Here is a 19,713-nt window from a genome sequence, read left to right as displayed (position 1 = left end):
TGACATGGGTGTAACAAGTTCTAGACCATACTTGCTGGTGTGACCGCTGTCACGAGGTTGGCCGTGACCCCGTCCACGCACCCCGAACCATGCCGCGGGTCTTGACGGCGTTCGGTATCAGCCCGCCCGGTTGCGAAGGGCGAAACTTTCCAGCAGGTCTGCGGCGGCGGCAGCGCTTTTGGCCGGTTCGGTGATCCGGGTGGCGAGCTCGCCGGCGCGCGCGGCGTATTCCGGGGCGAGGATGGTACGCAAATCCGCGACCAGCGATTCCTCGGTGGCGGTCGAAAACCGCCGGGCGGTGCCCACCTTCAGGCGCTTGACCGCACCTCCATACACCGCGTGGACCATGTCCCAATACAGGATCAGCTGTGGGACCCCGGCTCGCATGGCGATCGGCGTGGTGCTCGAGCCGCCGTGGTGCACGACCGCCCGGCAGGCCGGAAAAACGGTCACGTAATTCATCGTGCCCACCACTTTGACGTGTTCGAATTGTGGGGCATCGCCGAAATCGGTCCCGGCGGCTCCCACCAATGCCCGCTCGCCCAGCCGCGCGCAGGCCGCGGCGATCATGGCGATCGTGTCCGCGGGAGCTTCGACGGGAATGCTGCCGAAGCCAAAGAAGATCGGCGGCGTGCCGGCCGCCAGCCACGACGCCACCTCGTGGTCGGCGGCCGTCGGCAATTCCAGCGTCAGCGTGCCGACGAACGGCCTATTGAGGGGCTTGCGCCCGCGCCTCTTCGCCCATTCGGCCGCCAGCCCGGGAAAGCACGCCTCGTCGTAAGCCTGAATTTCCAGCGATCCGCGATCGGTGATTCGCCGATGCGCGGAGCCCGCCGCCTTGGGCAGGCCGAGTTCGCGGCGCTGGGCGTCCTCGGCCTTCTTGGTGCCGCGCCAAGACACCCACCAGAAGGCCCGCACCGCCAGGCGGGCCAAGGGCGCCGGCAAGAATGGCAGGGTCTGGCCGTTGGGCCGCAGCGGGAAGTAGTGCAACGTGGCCAGCGGGATGTCGTAGTACTCCGCGACGTTGGCCGCGGCGTCCTCGAAATTGATGCCGGTGAAAATCAGGTCGGCCCCCTGCGCCAACGACTTCAGCGTCGTGCCCATCTCCTGCCACCCCCTCAGCAGGGGTGCGGCGATTTCGAGTCGCGACCTGACCAGTTCGCGGACCCGCCAGGGATGGCCGAAGAAACACGTCCAGAAGTCGCGGTGCGCGTCCAGGATGGACCGCGCTTCCGGACCGAAGCCGACCGCCGCGACCCCAGCCGCCTCCGTGAACCCGACCAGGTCGGGTGGGACGGCCATGCACACGTCGTGCCCCCGGCGCACCAGCTCGCGGCCGACGGCGAGGTTGGGCTCGACATCCCCGCGGCTGCCCCAGCTCGCCAGCACGAATTTCATCGCGGACCCTAGCCTTTCACTAGCCGTGCGCGTTGATGAGATATGCAAGCGGTCGTCTTCGCACGCCCGGCCCAGCCGCCCGGCAGCATAACCCGATCGCCTCGATTTCGCGGATTCCGAAGCGCCGCCGGGCGCGCTTGCACGGCCACGAATCAAGAGCCAATTCGCCTGGCGAGCGCGCGCAAACCGACGCCGACGATTCGCGGCATCTGCTGCTACCATGCTGCGGTGCCGTGGCGGCGTCGGGAACGTGCTGGTCGGAGGGCGGTGCGCCCTCGGCGGGCACCGGATCGCGAAAGCGCCGCCCCCGCAACGGGTCACGACACCAGTTATGTGGACAAAAACGCGGTGCTGCGGATTGCCGCGGCCATGTTCGAATCCACACCGACCCCTTGGAAATTCTTCAAAAAAACGGTGGCAATTCCGGCGCTGGCTCGCTATTTCTACCAGCCGGCGGGTTCGGAATGCGAAGAATATCACAAGTGGTTCTACAACACCGGAGTTTTCAACAAGACGACGTGGATGGGTGTCCTGTGCCAGAAGTCGCCCAGCGATATGTGGAACTATCAGGAGATCTTGTTTGACCTGAAACCCTCGTTGGTGATCGAATTCGGCACGAACCACGGCGGCTCGGCGTTGTACTTCGCCAACGTCCTGCGGCAGATAGGCGAGCCATTCAAGGTGCTTTCCGTGGATGTCTACCACGGAAATCTTGCGCCGAAAGCGCGGCACGATTCCGATATTTTGTTCGTCGAATCACGATCCACCGTGCCGGCCGTCGCCGAGCACATCCAACGCCTCAAAGGCGAATTTCCCGGAAAAGTCTTCGCGATCCTGGACAGCGACCACTCGATGAACCATGTGCTGGCCGAGATGAACCTGCTGCGGCCGTTACTCTCGACGGGCGACTACCTGATAGTCGAGGACTCCAATATGAACGGCCACCCCGTCCTTCCCGGCTGGGGACCGGGCCCGTATGAGGCGATCGAGGCATACGAGCGCGAATTCCCCCACGACTACAAGCACGACGTGACGCGGGAGAACAAATTCGGCTGGACGCAGGCGCCCAACGGATACCTGATCCGCAACTAACGCCGGGAAACTCACCGCGCTTTTAGATCGGCGGGGAAATGGCCCCCGCGGCCAGGAATTCGTTCAGATACCGGGCCGGTTTGAGGTTGAGCAGGCGCTGCCGGTCCGCCTTGAGATCGGCGTAGGTGAGGGCCTCGACCTGTTCCGCGGAATAGCTCAGCGACGTTTCCGGCGATCCTTTCCGCACGAAACCGACGCCCTGGTCGCATTTGAGGACGCCGACCAGCAGGTCGTGGCGGGTGCTGCGCAGATGGACGATCGCTTTCCAGACATCGCCGTTCCATACACCGATCGCCAGGGGCCCCGACTGCTGCGCGATGAATTCGTCCCACGACGCCGCGGGGCGGGCCGCCAGGGCAAACGGGGGGTTGCAGTCGTGCAGGAAGATGACGCCGTCGTCGCGCAGGTAGCGCAGGGTCTGCTCGACGTCGCGCACCACCTGCCCATACGTGTGGAGCCCGTCGATCAGCGCGACGTCGATGGGGTGCCGCTCGAGGAATTCTGTTTGATCGTCGAAGAAGGCGTCGCTGGTCGTCTCGAAGTAATGGGTCTCGCGCGCCTTCGCGTCGGCGAGTTCGCGGGTCCGCTCCGACAGCTTGAACGCCGGATCGACGGCGATTTTCACATCGGCGCTGATTCGCTGGAAGGCCTGGCCGCGCGAGACCCCGATCTCGAGGTAGACGGGATTCACCCGGCCGGCAAGCGCCCGCTGCACGGCCCTGATGCGGTTCAAACCGGGCCACGCGTCGGCCAACATCACCAGCCCGTTGTTGATGTTCACGCGACGATCCTTCCCATTGAACACATGTCTGACAAGGGCCCGCGATCACCGGTCGCGGCGGCTTGGATCGAGCTTGCCCAAACCGGTGATTTCGAGGCTGACCGACTTGCGTTGTCCCGCGGCCCCGAGCATGAACAAGATGTCGCCCCACGGCGCGCCCAACCAGAATCGCCAGAATCTCCTGCGGAAGAATGCCCAGGCGTAGCTGCCGTCGCCCTTCGACCAGTACAAGGCGATCATGACCAGGCTGTACAGGAACCGCCGGCGACGCGAGGTGACCATCTCGATGTTCATCTCCCACGCCTCCAGGCCCCAGGCCCGGTAGCGAAATTCCAGCTCGTATTTGCGCTGGAACTCGTAGAAGGCCAGCATTTCGCCGTTGGTGACCAGGTACTCGTCGAAGACCAGGATCGATCCCGGCGCAAACCGATCCCGGCAGGTCTCCAGCGCGTGCAGGCAGCTTTCGTAGGTATCGAGGTCCATGTGGAAGAGCCGGATCGTGGCGCCCGGCCGCCCGCCCAGGAACGGGGCCAGCGTCTGGTACGTGCTTCCCCTGACGAACTCCACGTCACGGCCGAGCGCGTCGGGGACCCCACCGCGCAGGCTCACGCCGGTGTCGGCGATGAAGCGTTGGGCCAACGGTTCCGCCAGCGAAAAGGTCCCACGCTTGATGACGGCCTGATCGTCGATCTGCCAGTCTTCGACCAGGCCCTCGAACGTGTCAAACCCGTAGACTTTGCGGCCCGAAGCGTCGCAGATCAGCCGCGTCGACCAGCCGATCCAGACCCCCAGATCGAGCAGCAGTTCGTCGGAATCGCCGCGGCACGGCGGCAGGCGCGCCGCTTCCCATAGCAACGTGTGGCCGCCGATCCGGCAGCCACGCAGGTCCGCAACCGTGCGGCCGATGAACGATCGATACTCCTCGTCGTAGGTCCGGGTGTCCCGCGAGTACAGGTTCGGAATGAAGCGGTCCCGGTCCCGATAAGCGACGCGCGCGCACAGGAGCAACCCGAAGAACAGGCCGATCACGACGAAGACGATCGGCGCGAGAAAACACACCGCGGCGACGACGAGCGCGGTGCCGACGAGGATCGCTTTCCAGATCCGATGAAGGCTCGTTTTGTCGACCGGCCGCGTGCCGATTATGACCACCAGGCCAACCTTCAGACCGCCTTCCGTCCGCGTCCCGACAGCCGGGGAGTCACAGGCTCTCGAGCCGACAACATACCAACTTGTTGGACAGGTGTGTGATAATGCCTCGATTCGATGCACGCGCGCCCTTAACCGGGCGCGGGGGTCGAAGAAACCGGAGGCGTCTGTTGGTGTTGAAATCCGTGCTCATCACCGGGGGGGCTGGATTCATCGGGTCCGCGCTTGCGCGCCGCCTTGTCGGAGCGGGTTACGACGTGGCCGTGATGGACGTCCTGCATCCGCAGGTGCATGCCGGTCACGACGCGATCGACCTGCCGCCATCGGTGCGGTTGTTCACCGGGGATGTCACCCACGCACCGGATTGGGACGCCGTGCTCCGGTTGTTTCGGCCGACGCAGGTGGTTCATCTGGCCGCCGAGACGGGAACGGCGCAGTCGCTGTCCGAGGCGACGCGCCACGGCTCGGTCAACGTGGTGGGGACGACCCAACTACTCGATGCCCTCGGCCGCTCGGCGCACGCGCCTGACCAGCTGGTATTGGCGTCGTCGCGGGCCGTCTACGGCGAGGGCGCGTGGCGGTGCGGCTCGGTGACCTTTTACCCGCAGCCCCGCAGCCACGCGCAGCTGCTGGCCGGGATCTGGGATCCGCAGGCCCCCACGGGCGGACCCGCGGTCCCGCTTGCGAGCCGCGCCGACCGAACCGAGCCGCGGCCGACCAACATCTATGCCGCGACCAAGCTCGCCCAGGAGCAGATCCTGGGCGCCTGGGCGGCGGCGCATGACGCCCGACTCAGCGTGCTGCGCCTGCAGAACGTGTACGGGCCGGGCCAGTCGCTGACGAATTCCTACACCGGAATCGTCGCCCTGTTCGCGCGCCTGGCCCGCGAGCGGCGCGCGTTGGAGGTCTACGAGGACGGCCGAATCGTGCGCGATTTCGTCTACATCGACGACGTCGTCGACGCGCTGTTCGCCGCGATCGAGGCACCCGGTTCACGCTGCCTCGACATCGGCTCGGGGGTTCCCACCACCATTCACGAGCTGGCCCGCCAGATCGCCGCAATCTGTGATGCCCCCGAACCGACCGTGGTCGGGAAATTCCGCGACGGTGACGTGCGCGCCGCGAGATGCGACATCGAGGCGGCGAAGCTCGAGCTTGGCTGGCGCCCGAAGGTGACGCTTGCCGACGGCCTGCGAGCACTGCTCGCCTGGATCGCCGAGCGGGCCGAATCCCGCGTCGCGCCAAGCGCCCACCTGCAGGCGACCGCCGCCCTGACGTAGGACTGGGCGCCGTCGCCGATCAGCCGGCGCGCCCGACCCGCCCGAGGCGGGCGAAATCTTCCACCAGATCGGCGGCCGCCGCGACGCTTTCGGCGGCGGTGGTCATCCGGGAGGCCAGTTCGCGGGCCCGGGTGAGGCACTGCGGGGCCAGGACCACGCGCAAATCCGCCAGCAACGATTCGCGAGTGGTCGCCGCGAAGCGCCGCCCGGTACCCACCTTCAGCCGCTTGACGCGGGCCGCCCAGGCCCCCTGGTCGGGCAGGGTCCACAGGATCAGGGTGGGCAGGCCGGCGCGCAGGCCCGCGTTGGTGGTGCCGGCGCCGCCGTGGTGAACGAAAGCGCGGCAGGCGGGAAGGGCCGCGGCGTAATTCATCACGCCCACCACCTTGACGTGGTCGAGGTGGGAGACGCCGCTGAAGTCGGTCCCGGCCGCGCAGATCAACGCCCGCTCCCCCAACTCGGCGCACGCCGCGCCGATCATGGCGAGCGTGTCGGTCGCGGATTCGACGCCGACGCTGCCGAAGCCGAAGCAAATCGGCGGTTTCCCCGCGGCGATCCACGACGCGACCTCGTCGTCGGTGTCCGTGGGCAACTCCATGGTCAGCGCGCCCACGAAGGGCCGTTTGGGCGGCCGCTGCCCGTTCCAGTGCGCCCATTCGGCCGCCAGGCCGGGGTAGCACACCTCGTCGTAGGCCTGGATCTCCAGCGACCCGCGTTCGGCGATCCGGCGCGTCCAGGGACTCGTGGCGGCCGGCAGGCCCAGCTCGCGGCGCTGCTCGTCCTCGACCTTCTTCGGCCCGCGCCAGGACAGCCACTCGAACGCCGTCATCGCGGCGCGCCCCAGTGGCGGCGGCAGGAGTGGCAGGAGCCGGCCGTTGGCCCGCCACGGGAAGATGTGCAGGGTGACCAACGGGATGCCGCGATACTCCGCGACGTTGGCGGCGGTGTCCTCGTAGTTCATCCCGGTGAGCAACAGGTCGGCCCCCTCGGCCAGCGACGCCAGCGTCCTGCTGACCTCCCGCCGGCACCGGGTGAGCGGCTCCGAAACTTCGCGCCACATCCTGCCCAACTCCCGAACTTTCCAGGGGTTGCCGAAGAAATACGTCCAGAAGTCGCGGTGCGGGTCCAGGATGACCTTCAGGTCCGGTCCGTAGGCGACCGCGGCGGGCCCGGCCGACTCGACGAAGTCGACCATTTCGGGCGCGACGGCCATGTGCACTTCGTGCCCGCGGCGCACCAACTCCCGGCCCACGGTGACGTACGGTTCGACCTCGCCCCGGGTGCCCCAGTTCGCCAGCACAAACTTCATCGCGGATCCTGACCTCTCACTTCCCCTGCGCATCCTGCGGAATGAAAGCGGCGGCCCCGCACCCTGGCTCAGCCGCCCGCAGCATAACCCGGCGCCCGCCCGAAAGCTGCCGATTTCTTGGGCAAGTGTGCAATAGCGGGCCGGCGGCGGATCGGCTCCGGTTCGGCCGAAGAAGTGATGGACGGAAGTGTTGGACGGGTGTGTAATAATTCGGCGATTCCAAGAGCGCGCCCTCTTACCAGGTAGGTGATCTTGCGCCAGGCCGACAGCGTTAGCCCTACCGAGGAAGTCGCGCGGCCGCGCTCGCCCCGCAACGAGTTCCGCCCGGACGTCGAGGGCTTGCGTGCCGTCTCGGTGCTCGCGATTCTCGGCTTTCACGCCGAGGTGCCCGGGTTGGGTGGCGGGTTCGTCGGACCGGACGTGTTCTTCGTGATCTCGGGTTTTCTGATCACCGGGCAACTCTGGCGCGAGGTGAGCGGCACCGGCGCCCTCCGGCTTGGCCGCTTTTACGGGGGCCGGGCCCGCCGACTGCTGCCGGCGGCGGCGACGGTCGGCGTCGTCACCGTGATCGCCTCGGCTTTCCTGTTGCCCCCCTTGCAGGCCAACCGGGCCGTCCTCGACGGCATCGCGAGCGCGTTGTACGTCCCCAACTTTTGGTTCATCGCCGAGGGCGCCCACTACTTCGGCGGGCACCTGCCGCCCTCGCCGTTCCAGCATTACTGGACCCTGGGCGTCGAAGAGCAGTTCTACCTGCTGTGGCCGATTCTGATCGTCGGCATCGCCTGGCTCTCCCGGCTCGTGCGCAGGCGCCCCAAAACCGCGGCGTCCTTGCCCAAACGCCCCTACCTGGTGGTCTTCGCGCTGGTCGCGGCGACGTCGTTTGCCCTCTCGCTGGTAATCACCCACGTGATGCCCGCCGTGGCGTACTTTTCGCTACCCACCCGGGCCTGGGATTTCCCGGTCGGCGCCCTGGTGGCCCTGACCGCAGGCCAGTGGCGCCGGCTGCCGCCGCGGGTTGCGGTGGTCGCGGGGTGGCTGGGGCTGGGGGCGATCCTGCTGGCCTGCAACGAACTGACCGCGAGAACTCCCTATCCGGGCACCGCCGCGCTGTTGCCGGTGCTGGGCGCGGCGCTGGTGATCGGCGCGGGCTGCGCGACCCCGACGCAGGGATGCGGCCGCATCCTGGCGACGGCACCGATGCGGGCGACGGGCCGGCTGTCGTACGCGTGGTACCTGTGGCACTGGCCGATGCTGGTCCTGATACCGGCATGGCTGGGCCACCCCGTGGGGCTTGCCGCCAAGTTGGCGATCGTCCTCCTATCGGGCGCGATCGCGGCTCTCACCCTGCGGTTCATCGAGAACCCGTTGCGATTCGCCGCTCCGCTGCGCCGGTCTCCCCTGGCCAGCCTGGCGGTCGGCGGGGCGGCCAGCGCGTTGGCGGCCTGCGTGGGGGTTGCCCTGCTCGGAGCGGTGCCCGTCCCGGTCGGGCGCGGCGCGCCTGCGGCGGCGCTGACCATCGTCGCCGCGCCCGCGCCAAGCGGCTCGGGCATCGACGCCTACGACGCGACGGTGCAGCGCGCGTTCGCCCAGGCGCAGGCCGCCGTCGCGGCGTCGGCCGACCTGCGAGCGGTCCCCTCCAACCTGAACCCGCCGCTCGCCGGCGTGGCGGCCGAACTCAAGGCGATGTTGCTCAACGGCTGCCTGCGCGAGCCTTTCCAAAGCGGACAGCCCGAGTGCGCGTCCGGCGACACCGCCTCGCCGACGACGGTGGCCCTGGTCGGCGATTCACACGCCGCCATGTGGAACCCGGCGTTTCGGGAGGTCGCCACCCAGCGGCATTGGCGGCTGGAAACCCTGGCGAAGGGCGCATGCCCGCTGGCGGACCTGCCCATCACCAGCCACCTCTTCAGTGGCTTGGTCGAACGCTTCGAGCATTGCGAGCAATGGCGCGGCCAGATCATTTCCCGCCTGCGCGCCGAGCATCCTCGGCTGATCGCCCTGAGCCTGTGGCGCGGGTACGGCAACGGCAACGCCAACGGCTGGCTGTCGGGTTTCACGTCGTACGACCCGGCGTGGATCGACGGCCTGACCCGCCTGGTGCAGCAGCTGCGCGCCACCGGCGCCCAGGTGCTGGTGCTCGGGCCGATCCCGGATCCGCACACGTCGGTGCCGACCTGCCTGTCGGGACACCTCGACGACGCGTCGGCCTGCGCGCCGCGGCGGTCCGCCGCGGTCAACCAGCCCGGCATCGCGGCCGAAGCCGCCGCCACCCAGGCCGGCGGCGGCCAATACACCGACCTCACCGAGCTGTTCTGCACCGCGAGCCGCTGCCCCGTCATCGTCGGCAACACCCTGGTCTACGTCGACGAGGCGCACCTGACACTTGAATACTCTCGGTTGCTGGCGCCGGCGATCGGGGCCTTGGCCGACCGTGCGCTTGCCCATGGTTGAGACGTTTGTCGGCGCTGACGAAGCGCGGGAGCGGCGCGGCGAGCGGCCGCGGTTCCGCGCCGACATCGAGGGTTTGCGCGCGGTGGCGGTGCTGGCCGTGGTTTTGTTCCACGCCGACGTGCCCGGGGTGGGCGGCGGGTTCGTCGGCGTCGACGTGTTCTTCGTCATCTCCGGCTTTTTGATCACCGGGCTGCTGTGGCGCGAGGCCAGCGCGACCGGCACCGTCAAGCTGGCCCGCTTCTACGGCGCGCGCGCCCGCCGGCTGCTGCCGGCCTCGGCAACCGTGGGTATCGTCACCGCGATCGGCGCCGCGGCGCTGTTGCCGCCGCTGCAGGCCCGAAGCGTGCTGGGTGACGGCATCGCCAGCGCGCTGTACGTCAGCAACTACCGGTTCACCCTGCAAGGCGTCGACTACTTCGGCGGTCAGCTGCCGCCGTCGCCGTTTCAGCACTACTGGTCGCTGGGCGTCGAGGAGCAGTTCTACCTGGTATGGCCGCCGCTGCTCATCGCCACGGCCTGGCTGATCCGTCGGTGGCGCCGGCGCACCGGGGCGGCTACAAGCCAGGCTGCCGGCGGGCGGCGCCCGTACCTGCTGGTCCTGACGCTGGTCGCGGCCGTGTCGTTCGGGCTGTCGCTGGCGATCACCTCGATGATGCCGCCGGCCGCATTCTTCTCGTTGCCGACCCGGGCCTGGCAGCTGGCCGCCGGCGGCCTGATCGCCCTGACCGCCGGGCGGTGGCGCCGGCTGCCGCCACGAGCCGCCGCGCTCACCGGCTGGGCCGGCCTGGCCCTGATCCTGACCGCCTGCACCCGGCTGAGCGCCACCACCCTCTACCCGGGAACGGCCGCGCTGCTGCCGGTGCTGGGCGCGGCGCTGGTGATCGGCGCCGGCACCGCCGCCCCCACCCACGGATGCGCCCGCGCCCTGGCGATCCCGCCGCTGCGCGCCCTCGGACGGCTCTCCTACTCCTGGTACCTATGGCACTGGCCGGTGCTGCTGCTGGCCCCGCCGCTGCTGGGCCACCCCCTAAGCCTGCCCGCCCGGCTGGCCGCGGCCGCGATCTCCGCCGCGCTGGCCGCGCTCACCCTGCGCCTGCTGGAAAACCCGCTGCGCTTCGCCACACCGATCCGCCGCTCCCCGCGGGCCAGCCTGGCGCTGGGCGGCGCCGCCACCGCCCTCGCCGTCTGCGTCGGCGCCGCGCTGCTGCTAGCGGTGCCCACCCCCGTCGGGCACGGCCCGCCCGCCACCACCCCGACCGTCACCGCGGCACCGCCGCCTCCGGGCTCCGGCGTCGACGCCTACGACGCGGCGATCCAGCGCGCATTCGCCCAGGCGCAGGCCGCCGTCGCGGCGTCGGCGGACCTGCAAGCGGTCCCGGCCAACCTGGCGCCGCCGCTCGCCGGCGCGGCGGCCGAAAAGAATGTCATGTCCTTCCACGGCTGCCTGCGCAAGCCCCTGCAACGCGGCCAGCCCGACTGCGCGATGGGTGACGCCGCCTCGCCGACGTCGGTGGCCCTGGTCGGCGACTCGAACGCCGCGATGTGGACTCCGGCGTTCCAGCAAATCGCCGCGCAGCAGCGCTGGCGGGTCCAATTGCTGGCCATGGGTTCCTGCCCGTTGATGGACCTTCCCATCACCAACCCGGTCCTGCACCGGGAGTTCACCGAGTGCGAGCGCTGGCGCGGGGACACCCTGACCCGGTTGCGCGCCGAACGCCCGCGGCTGATCGTGCTCAGCGCGAAGCGGCTCTACGGTTCGCGCTACGGCTGGCCGTCCGGTTTCACGTCCTACGACCCGGCGTGGATCGACAGCCTGACCCGCCTGGTGCGGCAGCTGCGCGGCACCGGCGCGCAGGTGCTGGTCCTCGGGCCGATCCCGGATCCGCACACGTCGGTGCCGACCTGCCTGTCGGGACACCTCGACGACGCGTCGGCCTGCGCGCCGCGGCGGTCCGGCGCGGTCAACCAGCCCGGCATCGCGGCCGAGGCCGCCGCCACCCAGGCCGGCGGCGGCCAATACGCCGACCTCACCGACCTGTTCTGCACCACCGATCGCTGCCCGGCCATCGTCGGCAACGCCCTGGTCTACGTCGACCGCGATCACGTGACGCTCGAATACGCCCGGGCCCTGGCGCCGGTGATCGGCCTGCTGGCCGAGCGCGCCCTGGCCCCCGCCTGAGAAGCGGGTCAGCCGACGCGCTGGAGGCGCGCGAAACCTTCCACGGCGTCCGCGGCCGCCGCGACGCTGTCCGCGGGCGTGTTCATTCGGGTGGCCACCTCGCGGGCCCGGGTGAGGTAGTCCGGGTCGAGGATCGTGCGGAGGTCGGAGACCAGCGTTTCCTCGGTGGTGGCCAGGAAGCGCCGGGCGGTGCCCACCTTCAGTCGCTTGACGGCGGCTCCCCGGTGGGTCAGCTGGTCGGGCAGCGTCCAGAGGATCAGCTGGGGGACGCCGGCGCGCAGGCCCGCCGCGGTGGTACCCGCGCCTCCGTGGTGCACGACGGCCCGACAGGCGGGAAAGATCGTCGCGAAGTTCACCGTGCCCACCACCTTGACGTGGTCGAACCGAGGCACCTCGCCGAAGTCGCTCCAGCCGGCGCCGACCAGCGCCCGCTCGCCCAGCCGCGCGCAGGCCGAACCGATCATGGCCAGGGTGTCGGCGGGGGATTCGACCGGGATGCTCCCGAAGCCCAGGAAGATCGGCGGCGTCCCGGCCGCGATCCACGACGCGACCTCCTCGTCGGCCCCGGTCGGCGCCTGAAGCGTCAGCGTGCCGACGAACGGCCTGTTCACGGGCCGCCGCCCGTCCCGCTTCGCCCATTCCGCCGCCAGTCCCGGAAAACACACCTCGTCATAGGCCTGGATTTCCAGCGACCCCCGATCGGTGATCCGCCGCGCCGCGGTGCCGGCGGACTTGGGCAGACCGAGTTCGCGACGCTGGGCGTCCTCCACCTTCTTCGACGCGTGCCAGGCCAGCCACCAGAACATCCGCGACACGGATCGGCCCAGGGGCGCCGGCAGGAAGGGCAGCAGCTGGCTATTGGGCCGCAGCGGGAAGTAATGCAGCGTGACCATCGGGATGCCGTGGTACTCGGCGACGTTGGCGGCGGCGGCCTCGAAGTTCATGCCGGTGAACAGCACGTCCACCCCGTCCATCAGGGACATCAGCGTCCTGCTGATCGCCTGCCACGACTCGAACATGGTGCCGTGCATTTCGGCCCGCAGCCGTCTGAGCCGGCGGATCTTCCAGGGGGTGCCGCAATAGCACGTCCAGTAATCGCGCACCACGTCCATCGCGGCCCGGGAATCCGGCCCGCACGCGACGGCCTCGAGGCCGGCCGACTCGGCGAAGCCGACCGAGTCGGGCGGCACGACCATGCGCACATCGTGTCCGCGCCGCTGCAGCTCGTGGCCGACGGCGACGCAGGGCTCGATGTCGCCGCGACTTCCCCAATTTGCCAGCACGATTCTCACCGCGAAATCCGGCCTCTCGCTTCGGTATGCGACGCCTCATCGCGGGCGAAGCAGTAAATCCGGTAACTGACGTCGTCGTTCAGCAGTCTGCGGTAGAGGGTCATCCATATCGCAAACCCGAACATCGCCTGGAACCGCGCCTGCTTGAACAGCGTCACCGGATACAGCCGTTCCACCCCCCGGGCGACCTGCTCGTTGATCACCCGTTCCGCGACGAGCCGCATGGGCGCGTCGTGCAGTTCGGCTTCCCACTTGGCGAGTTCGCGGCGCCGGCGGGCGTCGGCGTACAAAAGATGACCCCCGGGGCGCAGCACCCGCGCCACCTCCTCGAGGAACCGGGGAAACCGCGGGTAGCAGTGCGAGGCTTCGATGTTGATGACCGCGTCGAACGATTGATCGGGGAAGGGCAGATCCTCGGCGTTGCCCTCGACGAAGTCCAGCCCGGGCAGGTGGTGCTTTCGTCGGCAGAAGTCCAGCCCGACGGGGTTGAGGTCCAGCCCCGTGTAGGAGGCCGGCCCCAGGGTGCGCATCACGTAGGAGGCGCCGCCGCCGTGCCCGCAGCTGACCTCCAGCACCCGCTTGCCGGTGAGGTCCACCTGGGTCGCCACGCTGTGGTAGAGCTGAATCGAGTAGCGATGGGGTTCGTCGGATTCCGACAATGGCAGGGCCATCGGCGGGTCTTCCTCGTAGCCCCAGTTCATGAACACCGTGTCATCGGTGCTGAAAAAGCGGCTGTTGAGGCGATACCAGTACCGGTTGAAGATCGGATGCGCGCGCCGATCTTTGCGATGTTTGCTGCTTTTTGCGACATCTGCGGATGTGGTCACAACGACTCCTCAGGAGCGGGCTGAGCGTTTCGCGGGGTGGGAAGTCAATTCCCGTATTCGTCGGCCGTCTCACGCCTCATTGCCGGCGGGCCCCTCGAGGTACCAGGGGTTTGCCCGGGCCCATTCGACGGTGCGGCGGATCCCCTCCTCGACGTCGACCTCGAGGCGCCAGCCCAGCTCCCGCTGCGCCTTGGTCGAGTCTGGGATACGGCGCGGGATGTCCTCGTAGCGGCCGCCGTAGCGGGCCGCGGTGTCGACGGCCTCGGGTTGCGACACCGAGGCGACGTTCGCGATCTTGATGGCCAGGTCGATGACGTCGCCGACCGTCGTCTCGGTCATGCTGCCGATGTTGAACGCCTCGCCGGTCGCCGCTGCGCTGGCGGCCGCGAGCAGGGTGCCGGCGACGGCGTCGTCGACGTAGGTGAAGCACCGCGTCTGATGCCCCGAGTCGTAGAGCAACGGCGGCAGGCCGTTGAGGATGCGGTGGATGCTCTGCGAGACCACGAAGATCGGCGCCTGCCGCGGGCCGTAGACGTTGAAATACCGCACCACCGTCACCGGCAGCGCGTAAGCCGTGTGCATCGCGAACACCAGATGCTCGGCCATGGCCTTGCTGGTGCTGTAGCTCCACCGCGCCGTCCTCGTCGAGCCGAGCACCCGGTCGTCGTCCTCGGCGAACGGCGGGTCGGGGTTCTTGCCGAACACCTCCGAGGTGCTGGCGAACACCACCCGGGTGCCGTGCCGCCGGCTGAGCTCCAGGACGTTGCGGGTCCCGGTCACGTTGACGTCGAGGACGCGCAGCGGGTTCTTGAGGTAGTTCTTGACGCCGACGACCGCGGCCAGGTGAAAAACCGTGTCCACGCCGGGGGTCAGGGCCGTCTTTAGGGCGGCGATGTCGGTGACGTCGCCCTGCACGAACCGAAAGTTGGGGCGCCGGTCGAAGTCGATGCTGGTGTCGCGGGTGTTTTTGGCGACGTCGAACACCGTGACCGAGTCGCCGCGGTCCAGCAGCGCCGAGACCAGGTGCGATCCGATGAAGCCGTAGCCGCCCGTCACGACGACGTTGGACATGAACTCCCCTTTACCGGCCGATCCCCTTATAGACGAAGCCGGCGGCGCGCACCGCCGCCGGGTCGAAGCTGTTGCGTCCATCCAGGAACACGCACCCCGGCGCCGTCAAGTCCGCCAGCCGGGCCAGCGGCACCTGGTGAAACTCCCGGTGCCCGGCGAGGACCACCACGGCGTCGGCGTCCTTGACCGCGGACTCGATGTCCGGGGTCAAGGGAATGGCCGTGACGGTGCACGCCTCCTCGTCGGTCACCCACGGGTCGTGAATCGAAAGCTGACAGCCCGACTCCTCGAGCAATTCGACGACGTACTTGGTCGGCGTCAGGCGGCAGTCGCCGGTGTTGTTCTTGAACGCGATGCCCAGCACCGCGATCTTGCTGGCCTCGATCGTCTTGCCCTGATCGCCCAGCAACTGCGTGAGCAGCCCGTAGGTGTAGGCGGGCATCGTGTCGTTGACGGTCCTCGACGTCCGCGGGATCGTCAGGTCCAAACCGACGGATTGGCCCAGGTGGTTGACGAACCACGGATCCTTCGTCAAGCAGTAGCCGCCGACGCCCATGCTCGGCCGCAAGATGTTCGCATCGCGGCCGCCCTTGGGCATCGTGTTGGCCGCCTCGATCACCTGAAGGGCGTCCATCGAGAGGCGGTCACAGACCTTGGCGAGCTCGTTGGCCAGCGCGACGTTGAGGTCGACCCAGAGGTTGTCGGCGAGCTTGACCATCTCGGCGGTCCGCGGGTCGTCGACGACGACGGAGTCGACGCCCAGGGCATGGCGCCACAACATGGAGCAGGCGCGCGCGCTGCGCTCCTCGACGGCGCCGACCACCACCGGAATCGACGTGAGTTCGTGGATGGCTTGGCCTTCGGCGAGCCGCTCGGGGCAGAACGCCAACCCGAAGTCGACGCCGGCCCGCAGCCCCGACGCCTCTTCGAGGATGGGCCGGACGAGCTTTTCGGTGGTGTCGGGCGGCACGGTGCTCTTCAGGATCACCAGGTGGCCGGCGTGCAGGTGCTCCCCGACGGCGCGCGCCGCGGCCTTGATGTCGTCGACGATGGGGTCGAAGTCGGGACCCAGCGGCGTGCCGACGGTGACGATGATGAAGTCGTGGTCGGCCAGAACGCCGAAGTCGCTCGTGGCGCGAAGCCGACCGACCCGCACGTTGTTGGCGACCAGGTCGCCCAGCCCGGGCTCGGGCACGGTGCTCTTGCCCAGGTTGATTTCGTCGACGACGCTCTGTCGCACGTCGATGCCCGTCACGGGCCAGCCGCGATCGGCCAGGACCGCCCCGATCACCGTGCCGATGTAGCCGAAGCCCACGACCGCGATCCCGGACCGCTTGCCGCGCACCAGGAGATCGATCTCAGCGTCGCTACGTCCGAACACGCCTACGCCCATCGCGGAACCAGCCCTTCAGTCCCCCGTGCGCGTGCTGTGAACTGAAGCGAGGACCTCCCGTCCCGGCTTACTGCACGGGAGTCTAATAGGGCGGCCGACTCGAAATCCAGAAGTTCTGATCGCGGGCCCCGGCGTGAACGACGGTCTGGCTCAGCGGCCGGATTGATCGCGTCGTGCGCCCACGGCGCGATTGGAGCGGGCGTAGTCCTCGACGAGATCGGCGGCGGCGCGAGCGCTTTCGGCGGGTTTGCTCACTTGAGTGGCGACCTCGCGGGCCCTGGCGGCATATTCCGGGGCCAAGATCCGGCGCAGGTCCGCGGTCAGCGATCGCGCGGTGGTGGCCGAAAACCGTCGTCCGGCCCCCACCCGAAGTCGTTTGAGCTGGGCGGCAAAGAACGGCTGGTCGGGCAGCGTCCACAGGACCAACTGGGGAACGCCGGCCCGCAGGGCCGCCGCGAGGGTGCCGGCGCCCCCGTGATGGACGACCGCCCGGCAGGCCGGGAACACGGTCGCGTAGTTCACCACGCCCACCACCTTGACGTGCTCCGGATGGGCGACGTCGCTGAAGTCGGTCGAGCCGGAGCACACCAGCGCCCGCTCTCCCAGCCGCGCGCAGGCGGCACCGATCATCGCGATGGTGTCGGCCGGGGATCCGACGGGAATGCTGCCGAACCCGAAACAGATCGGCGGCGTCCCCGCCGCGATCCACGACGCGACCTCCTCGTCGGCGTCGGTCGGCAGCTCCATCGCCAGCGCGCCGACGAGTGGCCGGTTGAAGGCCCGCCGCCCACCCGATTTCGCCCATTCGGCCGCCACCCCGGGAAAGCACACCTCGTCGTAGGCCTGGATCTCCAGCGATCCGCGTTCGGCGACCCGTCGCGACGCGGGCGCCGTGGCCGGCGGCAGGCCGAGGTCACGCCGCTGCGCGTCCTCGTCCTTTTTCGTCCCGCGCCACACCAACCAGTCGTTCGCCGCCATCGCGGCGCGGATCACCGGCCCCGGCAGAAACGGCAGCAGTTGGCCTTGGGCGCGGACCGGGAAGAAATGCAGCGTGGCCAGCGGGATGTCGTGATACTCCGCGACGTTGACCGCGGGCTGCTCGAAGATCAGGCCGGTGAGCAGCAGGTCGGCGCCCGCCGCCACGGACGCGAGCGTCGTGGTCATCTCCCGCCAGCATCGGGCGGCGAACTGCTGTGTTTCGCGCTGCAGCCCGGTCAGCTCCTTGAGCTTCCACGGGGTGCGCGAATAGCAGGTCCACAGTTCGCGCTGCGCGTCGAGCACGGGCTGCGAAGCCAGCCCGTAGGCGACGGCCGCCAGCCCGGCCGCCTCGGCGAAGCCGACCAGGTTGGGCGGGACGGCCATCAGCACGTCGTGCCCGCGGCGCGCCAGCTCACGCCCGACCACGACGGCCGGCTCGACGTCGCCGCGACCCCCGTAGCTTGCCAGCACGAATCTCATTGCGGGCTTGGCCCTTTCAGTCGTGGTGACCGTTCAGGTCGGCTGTCGGATCGGGAGGCCGGCGGCGCCGTAGATCGCGTCGATGACGGTCATGTTGTCGATCGCGTCCTCGGCCGTCGTCTTTACCGGCTCCCCGCGCAGCACCGCCGCGGCGAAGGCGTCGAGCTGATACGCGTAGGTGGTGCGCCGCGGGAAGCGCTCCACACGCTTGCCGTCGGCCGAGCGGATCGAGAGCCGGGGCAACAGGTGCGGGGCCGCCGGGCTGAGGTAACGCAGCTGGCCGCGGTCGCCGACCACCTTGGCGCTCGCCCAAAACAGGCTCGACGACCACAGCGCGCAGTGGAGCCGCCCCGTGTGCCCGTCGGCGAACCGCAGCTCGGCCGTCATCACCCGGTCCACCTCAGGACCGTCCAGCTTCGCCCGCGCCGAGACGACCTCCGGGACCGAGCCGCCGAACGTGCGGAGCATGTCGACGGTGTAGACCCCGGCGTCCATCAGCGCGCCGCCGGCCAGCGAGTAGTCGTAGACGTTGGGGTTCGAGCGCTTGGGCAGCAAGACGCACACGGCGACCTCCAGCCGCTCCAGCTTGCCCAGCTCCCCCGACGCGATGACCTGCTCGACGCGCGAAGTCAGCGGGTGGTAGCGGTACTGGAGCGCCTCCATCACCACCCGGTCCGACGCGGCGGCCAGCTTGGCGATCTCGCGGGCCTCGGCGGCGTTGGCCGTGAACGGCTTCTCGCACAGCACGTGCTTGCCCGCGGCGAGCGCGGCCCGGGTCCACCTGCCGTGCACGTTGGTCGGCAGCAGGTTGTAGACGGCATCCACGTCGGGGTCGGCGACCAGGGCCTCGTAATCGTCGTGGACCCGGGCGATGCGATGCTTGCCGGCGAAGGCGTGGGCACGAAACACGTCGCGCGAGGCGACAGCGGCCACGACGACGTCGGAATTGTCCCGGGCCGGGTCGATGAGCGTCGTCGGCGCCCACTTCGAAGCGCCCAGGATGCCGATGCGCACCGGCATCACTTCCGCCACAGGACACCGGTCCCGTCGATGTCGACGATGTCCGCGGTGATCCCGTGCGTGGCGCGGTAGTCGGTGACCGCTCGCTCGCAGGCCTTGACGGCCTGATAGTCGTCGACGATGCAGAAACCGCCGGGCGACAGCCGCGGATAGAGCGCGTCGAGCGCTTGGATCGTCGACTCGTAGAGGTCGCCGTCGAGCCGCAACAAGGCGATCCGATCGATCGGCGCGTCGTGCAACGTGTCTTTGAACCAACCGGGAAGAAAGCGGACCCGGTCATCGAGCAGCCCGTAGCGCTCGAAATTCGCCCGGACCACCGCTTCGGGCACTCCCAGTATTCCGGCGGCCAGCTCGGCCCGGATTCCTTTGTCGGCCGCGTAATTTTTTGGATCCGAGCGCGGCACGCCCTCGAAAGAATCGGCGAGCCACACCGATCGCGTCTCGTCCCCGTAGGCCGCCAGCACCGCGCGCATCAGGATGCAGGCCCCGCCGCGCCACACGCCGCATTCGATCAGGTCGCCGGGGACGTCGTCGGCCAGCACCGTCTCGACGCAGTGCTGCAGGCTGGTGAGCCGTTGCATTCCGATCATCGTCTCGGCCTCGGCCGGCCAGTCCAGGCCCAACTCGCGCGGCGTCGCGCCCGACAGCCGATGCGCGTTGGTGCGCTCGTGGATGAGGTTCCACGCTTTCAAAAAGAGGCGTCGGCGCAGCGGCCAGTCGGACGGCATTCGCTCGGGCATGCCGTATCGGGTGAGGTTGCGTCGCAGCAGGTCGAGGTAGAGCGATCGGACATCGTGTTCGGTGATGGTCAAGATCGCCCCTGTCTCGCATGCCGGCCCTATTGGCGCTGAGTTTAGACGGCCATTGGACACATGTTTAAGAGTTTTTTCCAACATCGAATCGCGGCCGCCCATCGCCGCGGGCTCCGGTGGAAATCGGGTGATACGATCCCGGTTCGCCCAGGCCGGGGCCAAGCGTTGGGCCATCATCCTCGTGAGGAGCTCGATTGGCTG

Annotated in this window: 15 protein-coding genes; 4 read left to right on the top strand and 11 right to left on the bottom strand. The window is 68.9% G+C overall.

Annotated elements, in window-relative coordinates:
* Positions 1-117: 117 nt before the first annotated feature.
* Positions 118-1,398, bottom strand: a complete 1,281-nt coding sequence (locus tag AWC19_RS09400; RefSeq protein ID WP_085077784.1) for a glycosyltransferase — start codon at positions 1,396-1,398, stop codon at positions 118-120.
* A 369-nt stretch (positions 1,399-1,767) separates the two neighbouring features.
* Here AWC19_RS09400 and AWC19_RS09395 point away from each other — a divergent pair, with 369 nt between their 5' ends.
* Positions 1,768-2,490: a rhamnosyl O-methyltransferase gene (locus AWC19_RS09395; RefSeq protein ID WP_085077792.1), complete on the top strand. Its 723-nt coding sequence runs from the start codon at positions 1,768-1,770 to the stop codon at positions 2,488-2,490.
* Positions 2,491-2,512: 22 nt separating this feature from the next.
* Here AWC19_RS09395 and AWC19_RS09390 read toward each other — a convergent pair whose 3' ends face one another.
* Together AWC19_RS09390 and AWC19_RS09385 are read right to left on the bottom strand one after the other, a co-directional pair.
* Positions 2,513-3,247 carry a class I SAM-dependent methyltransferase gene (locus AWC19_RS09390; RefSeq protein ID WP_085077791.1) on the bottom strand — a complete coding sequence of 245 codons (735 nt, stop codon included), beginning with the start codon at positions 3,245-3,247 and terminating at the stop codon, positions 2,513-2,515.
* Between the two features lie 69 nt (positions 3,248-3,316).
* On the bottom strand, positions 3,317-4,423 hold the full coding sequence (locus AWC19_RS09385) for a class I SAM-dependent methyltransferase (protein WP_085077783.1): 1,107 nt from the start codon (positions 4,421-4,423) through the stop codon (positions 3,317-3,319).
* A gap of 182 nt (positions 4,424-4,605) precedes the next feature.
* Here AWC19_RS09385 and AWC19_RS09380 point away from each other — a divergent pair, with 182 nt between their 5' ends.
* Positions 4,606-5,700: an NAD-dependent epimerase/dehydratase family protein gene (locus AWC19_RS09380; protein ID WP_085077790.1), complete on the top strand. Its 1,095-nt coding sequence runs from the start codon at positions 4,606-4,608 to the stop codon at positions 5,698-5,700.
* Between the two features lie 19 nt (positions 5,701-5,719).
* Here the strand turns inward: AWC19_RS09380 and AWC19_RS09375 are convergent, their stop codons facing one another.
* Complete coding sequence (locus tag AWC19_RS09375) at positions 5,720-7,009, bottom strand: glycosyltransferase (protein ID WP_085077782.1); 1,290 nt, start codon at positions 7,007-7,009, stop codon at positions 5,720-5,722.
* A gap of 249 nt (positions 7,010-7,258) precedes the next feature.
* Between AWC19_RS09375 and AWC19_RS09370 the strand changes: the two genes are divergently transcribed.
* The gene (locus AWC19_RS09370) at positions 7,259-9,460 is read left to right on the top strand and encodes an acyltransferase family protein (protein WP_425436895.1); all 2,202 of its coding nucleotides are present in this window, start codon (positions 7,259-7,261) and stop codon (positions 9,458-9,460) included.
* Positions 9,453-11,639, top strand: a complete 2,187-nt coding sequence (locus AWC19_RS09365) for an acyltransferase family protein (RefSeq protein ID WP_085077780.1) — start codon at positions 9,453-9,455, stop codon at positions 11,637-11,639. Before AWC19_RS09370 ends, AWC19_RS09365 begins: the two co-directional genes overlap by 8 nt.
* An 8-nt stretch (positions 11,640-11,647) precedes the next feature.
* On the opposite strand, the gene AWC19_RS09360 is transcribed toward AWC19_RS09365, so the two are convergent.
* The 7 genes from AWC19_RS09360 to AWC19_RS09330 all read right to left on the bottom strand — a co-directional run bounded on the left by AWC19_RS09360 (position 11,648) and on the right by AWC19_RS09330 (position 19,512).
* Positions 11,648-12,931, bottom strand: coding sequence for a glycosyltransferase (locus AWC19_RS09360; RefSeq protein WP_085077779.1), 1,284 nt, complete (start codon positions 12,929-12,931; stop codon positions 11,648-11,650).
* Positions 12,928-13,695 carry a phthiotriol/phenolphthiotriol dimycocerosates methyltransferase gene (locus tag AWC19_RS09355; RefSeq protein ID WP_281255272.1) on the bottom strand — a complete coding sequence of 256 codons (768 nt, stop codon included), beginning with the start codon at positions 13,693-13,695 and terminating at the stop codon, positions 12,928-12,930. Before AWC19_RS09355 ends, AWC19_RS09360 begins: the two co-directional genes overlap by 4 nt.
* A 132-nt stretch (positions 13,696-13,827) precedes the next feature.
* Positions 13,828-14,829 carry an NAD-dependent epimerase/dehydratase family protein gene (locus AWC19_RS09350; RefSeq protein WP_085077778.1) on the bottom strand — a complete coding sequence of 334 codons (1,002 nt, stop codon included), beginning with the start codon at positions 14,827-14,829 and terminating at the stop codon, positions 13,828-13,830.
* 10 nt (positions 14,830-14,839) lie between these two features.
* Positions 14,840-16,210 (bottom strand): nucleotide sugar dehydrogenase, encoded by a 1,371-nt coding sequence (locus tag AWC19_RS09345; RefSeq protein ID WP_245848860.1) that lies wholly within the window; start codon positions 16,208-16,210, stop codon positions 14,840-14,842.
* Positions 16,211-16,372: 162 nt separating this feature from the next.
* The gene (locus AWC19_RS09340) at positions 16,373-17,680 is read right to left on the bottom strand and encodes a glycosyltransferase (RefSeq protein ID WP_085077776.1); all 1,308 of its coding nucleotides are present in this window, start codon (positions 17,678-17,680) and stop codon (positions 16,373-16,375) included.
* Between the two features lie 33 nt (positions 17,681-17,713).
* A complete protein-coding gene (locus AWC19_RS09335; protein WP_085077788.1) occupies positions 17,714-18,700 on the bottom strand; it encodes a Gfo/Idh/MocA family protein in 987 nt (328 codons plus the stop codon).
* Complete coding sequence (locus AWC19_RS09330; RefSeq protein ID WP_142281088.1) at positions 18,700-19,512, bottom strand: TylF/MycF/NovP-related O-methyltransferase; 813 nt, start codon at positions 19,510-19,512, stop codon at positions 18,700-18,702. Before AWC19_RS09330 ends, AWC19_RS09335 begins: the two co-directional genes overlap by 1 nt.
* Between the last annotated feature and the right edge of the window lie 201 nt (positions 19,513-19,713).

The organism is Mycobacterium palustre, from assembly GCF_002101785.1.
Lineage (GTDB): Bacteria > Actinomycetota > Actinomycetes > Mycobacteriales > Mycobacteriaceae > Mycobacterium > Mycobacterium palustre.
The sequence above is the reverse complement of the archived record's forward strand: the minus strand, read 5'-3'. Positions and strand labels throughout refer to the sequence as shown.

Excerpts from the sequence above, each read along its gene's own strand:
- AWC19_RS09400 (WP_085077784.1), bottom strand. The coding sequence starts at position 1,398 with ATGAAATTCGTGCTGGCGAGCTGGGGCAGCCGCGGGGATGTCGAGCCC.
- AWC19_RS09395 (WP_085077792.1), top strand. The coding sequence starts at position 1,768 with ATGTTCGAATCCACACCGACCCCTTGGAAATTCTTCAAAAAAACGGTG.
- AWC19_RS09390 (WP_085077791.1), bottom strand. The coding sequence starts at position 3,247 with ATGTTGGCCGACGCGTGGCCCGGTTTGAACCGCATCAGGGCCGTGCAG.
- AWC19_RS09375 (WP_085077782.1), bottom strand. The coding sequence starts at position 7,009 with ATGAAGTTTGTGCTGGCGAACTGGGGCACCCGGGGCGAGGTCGAACCG.
- AWC19_RS09365 (WP_085077780.1), top strand. The coding sequence starts at position 9,453 with ATGGTTGAGACGTTTGTCGGCGCTGACGAAGCGCGGGAGCGGCGCGGC.
- AWC19_RS09350 (WP_085077778.1), bottom strand. The coding sequence starts at position 14,829 with ATGTCCAACGTCGTCGTGACGGGCGGCTACGGCTTCATCGGATCGCAC.
- AWC19_RS09340 (WP_085077776.1), bottom strand. The coding sequence starts at position 17,680 with ATGAGATTCGTGCTGGCAAGCTACGGGGGTCGCGGCGACGTCGAGCCG.
- AWC19_RS09335 (WP_085077788.1), bottom strand. The coding sequence starts at position 18,700 with ATGCCGGTGCGCATCGGCATCCTGGGCGCTTCGAAGTGGGCGCCGACG.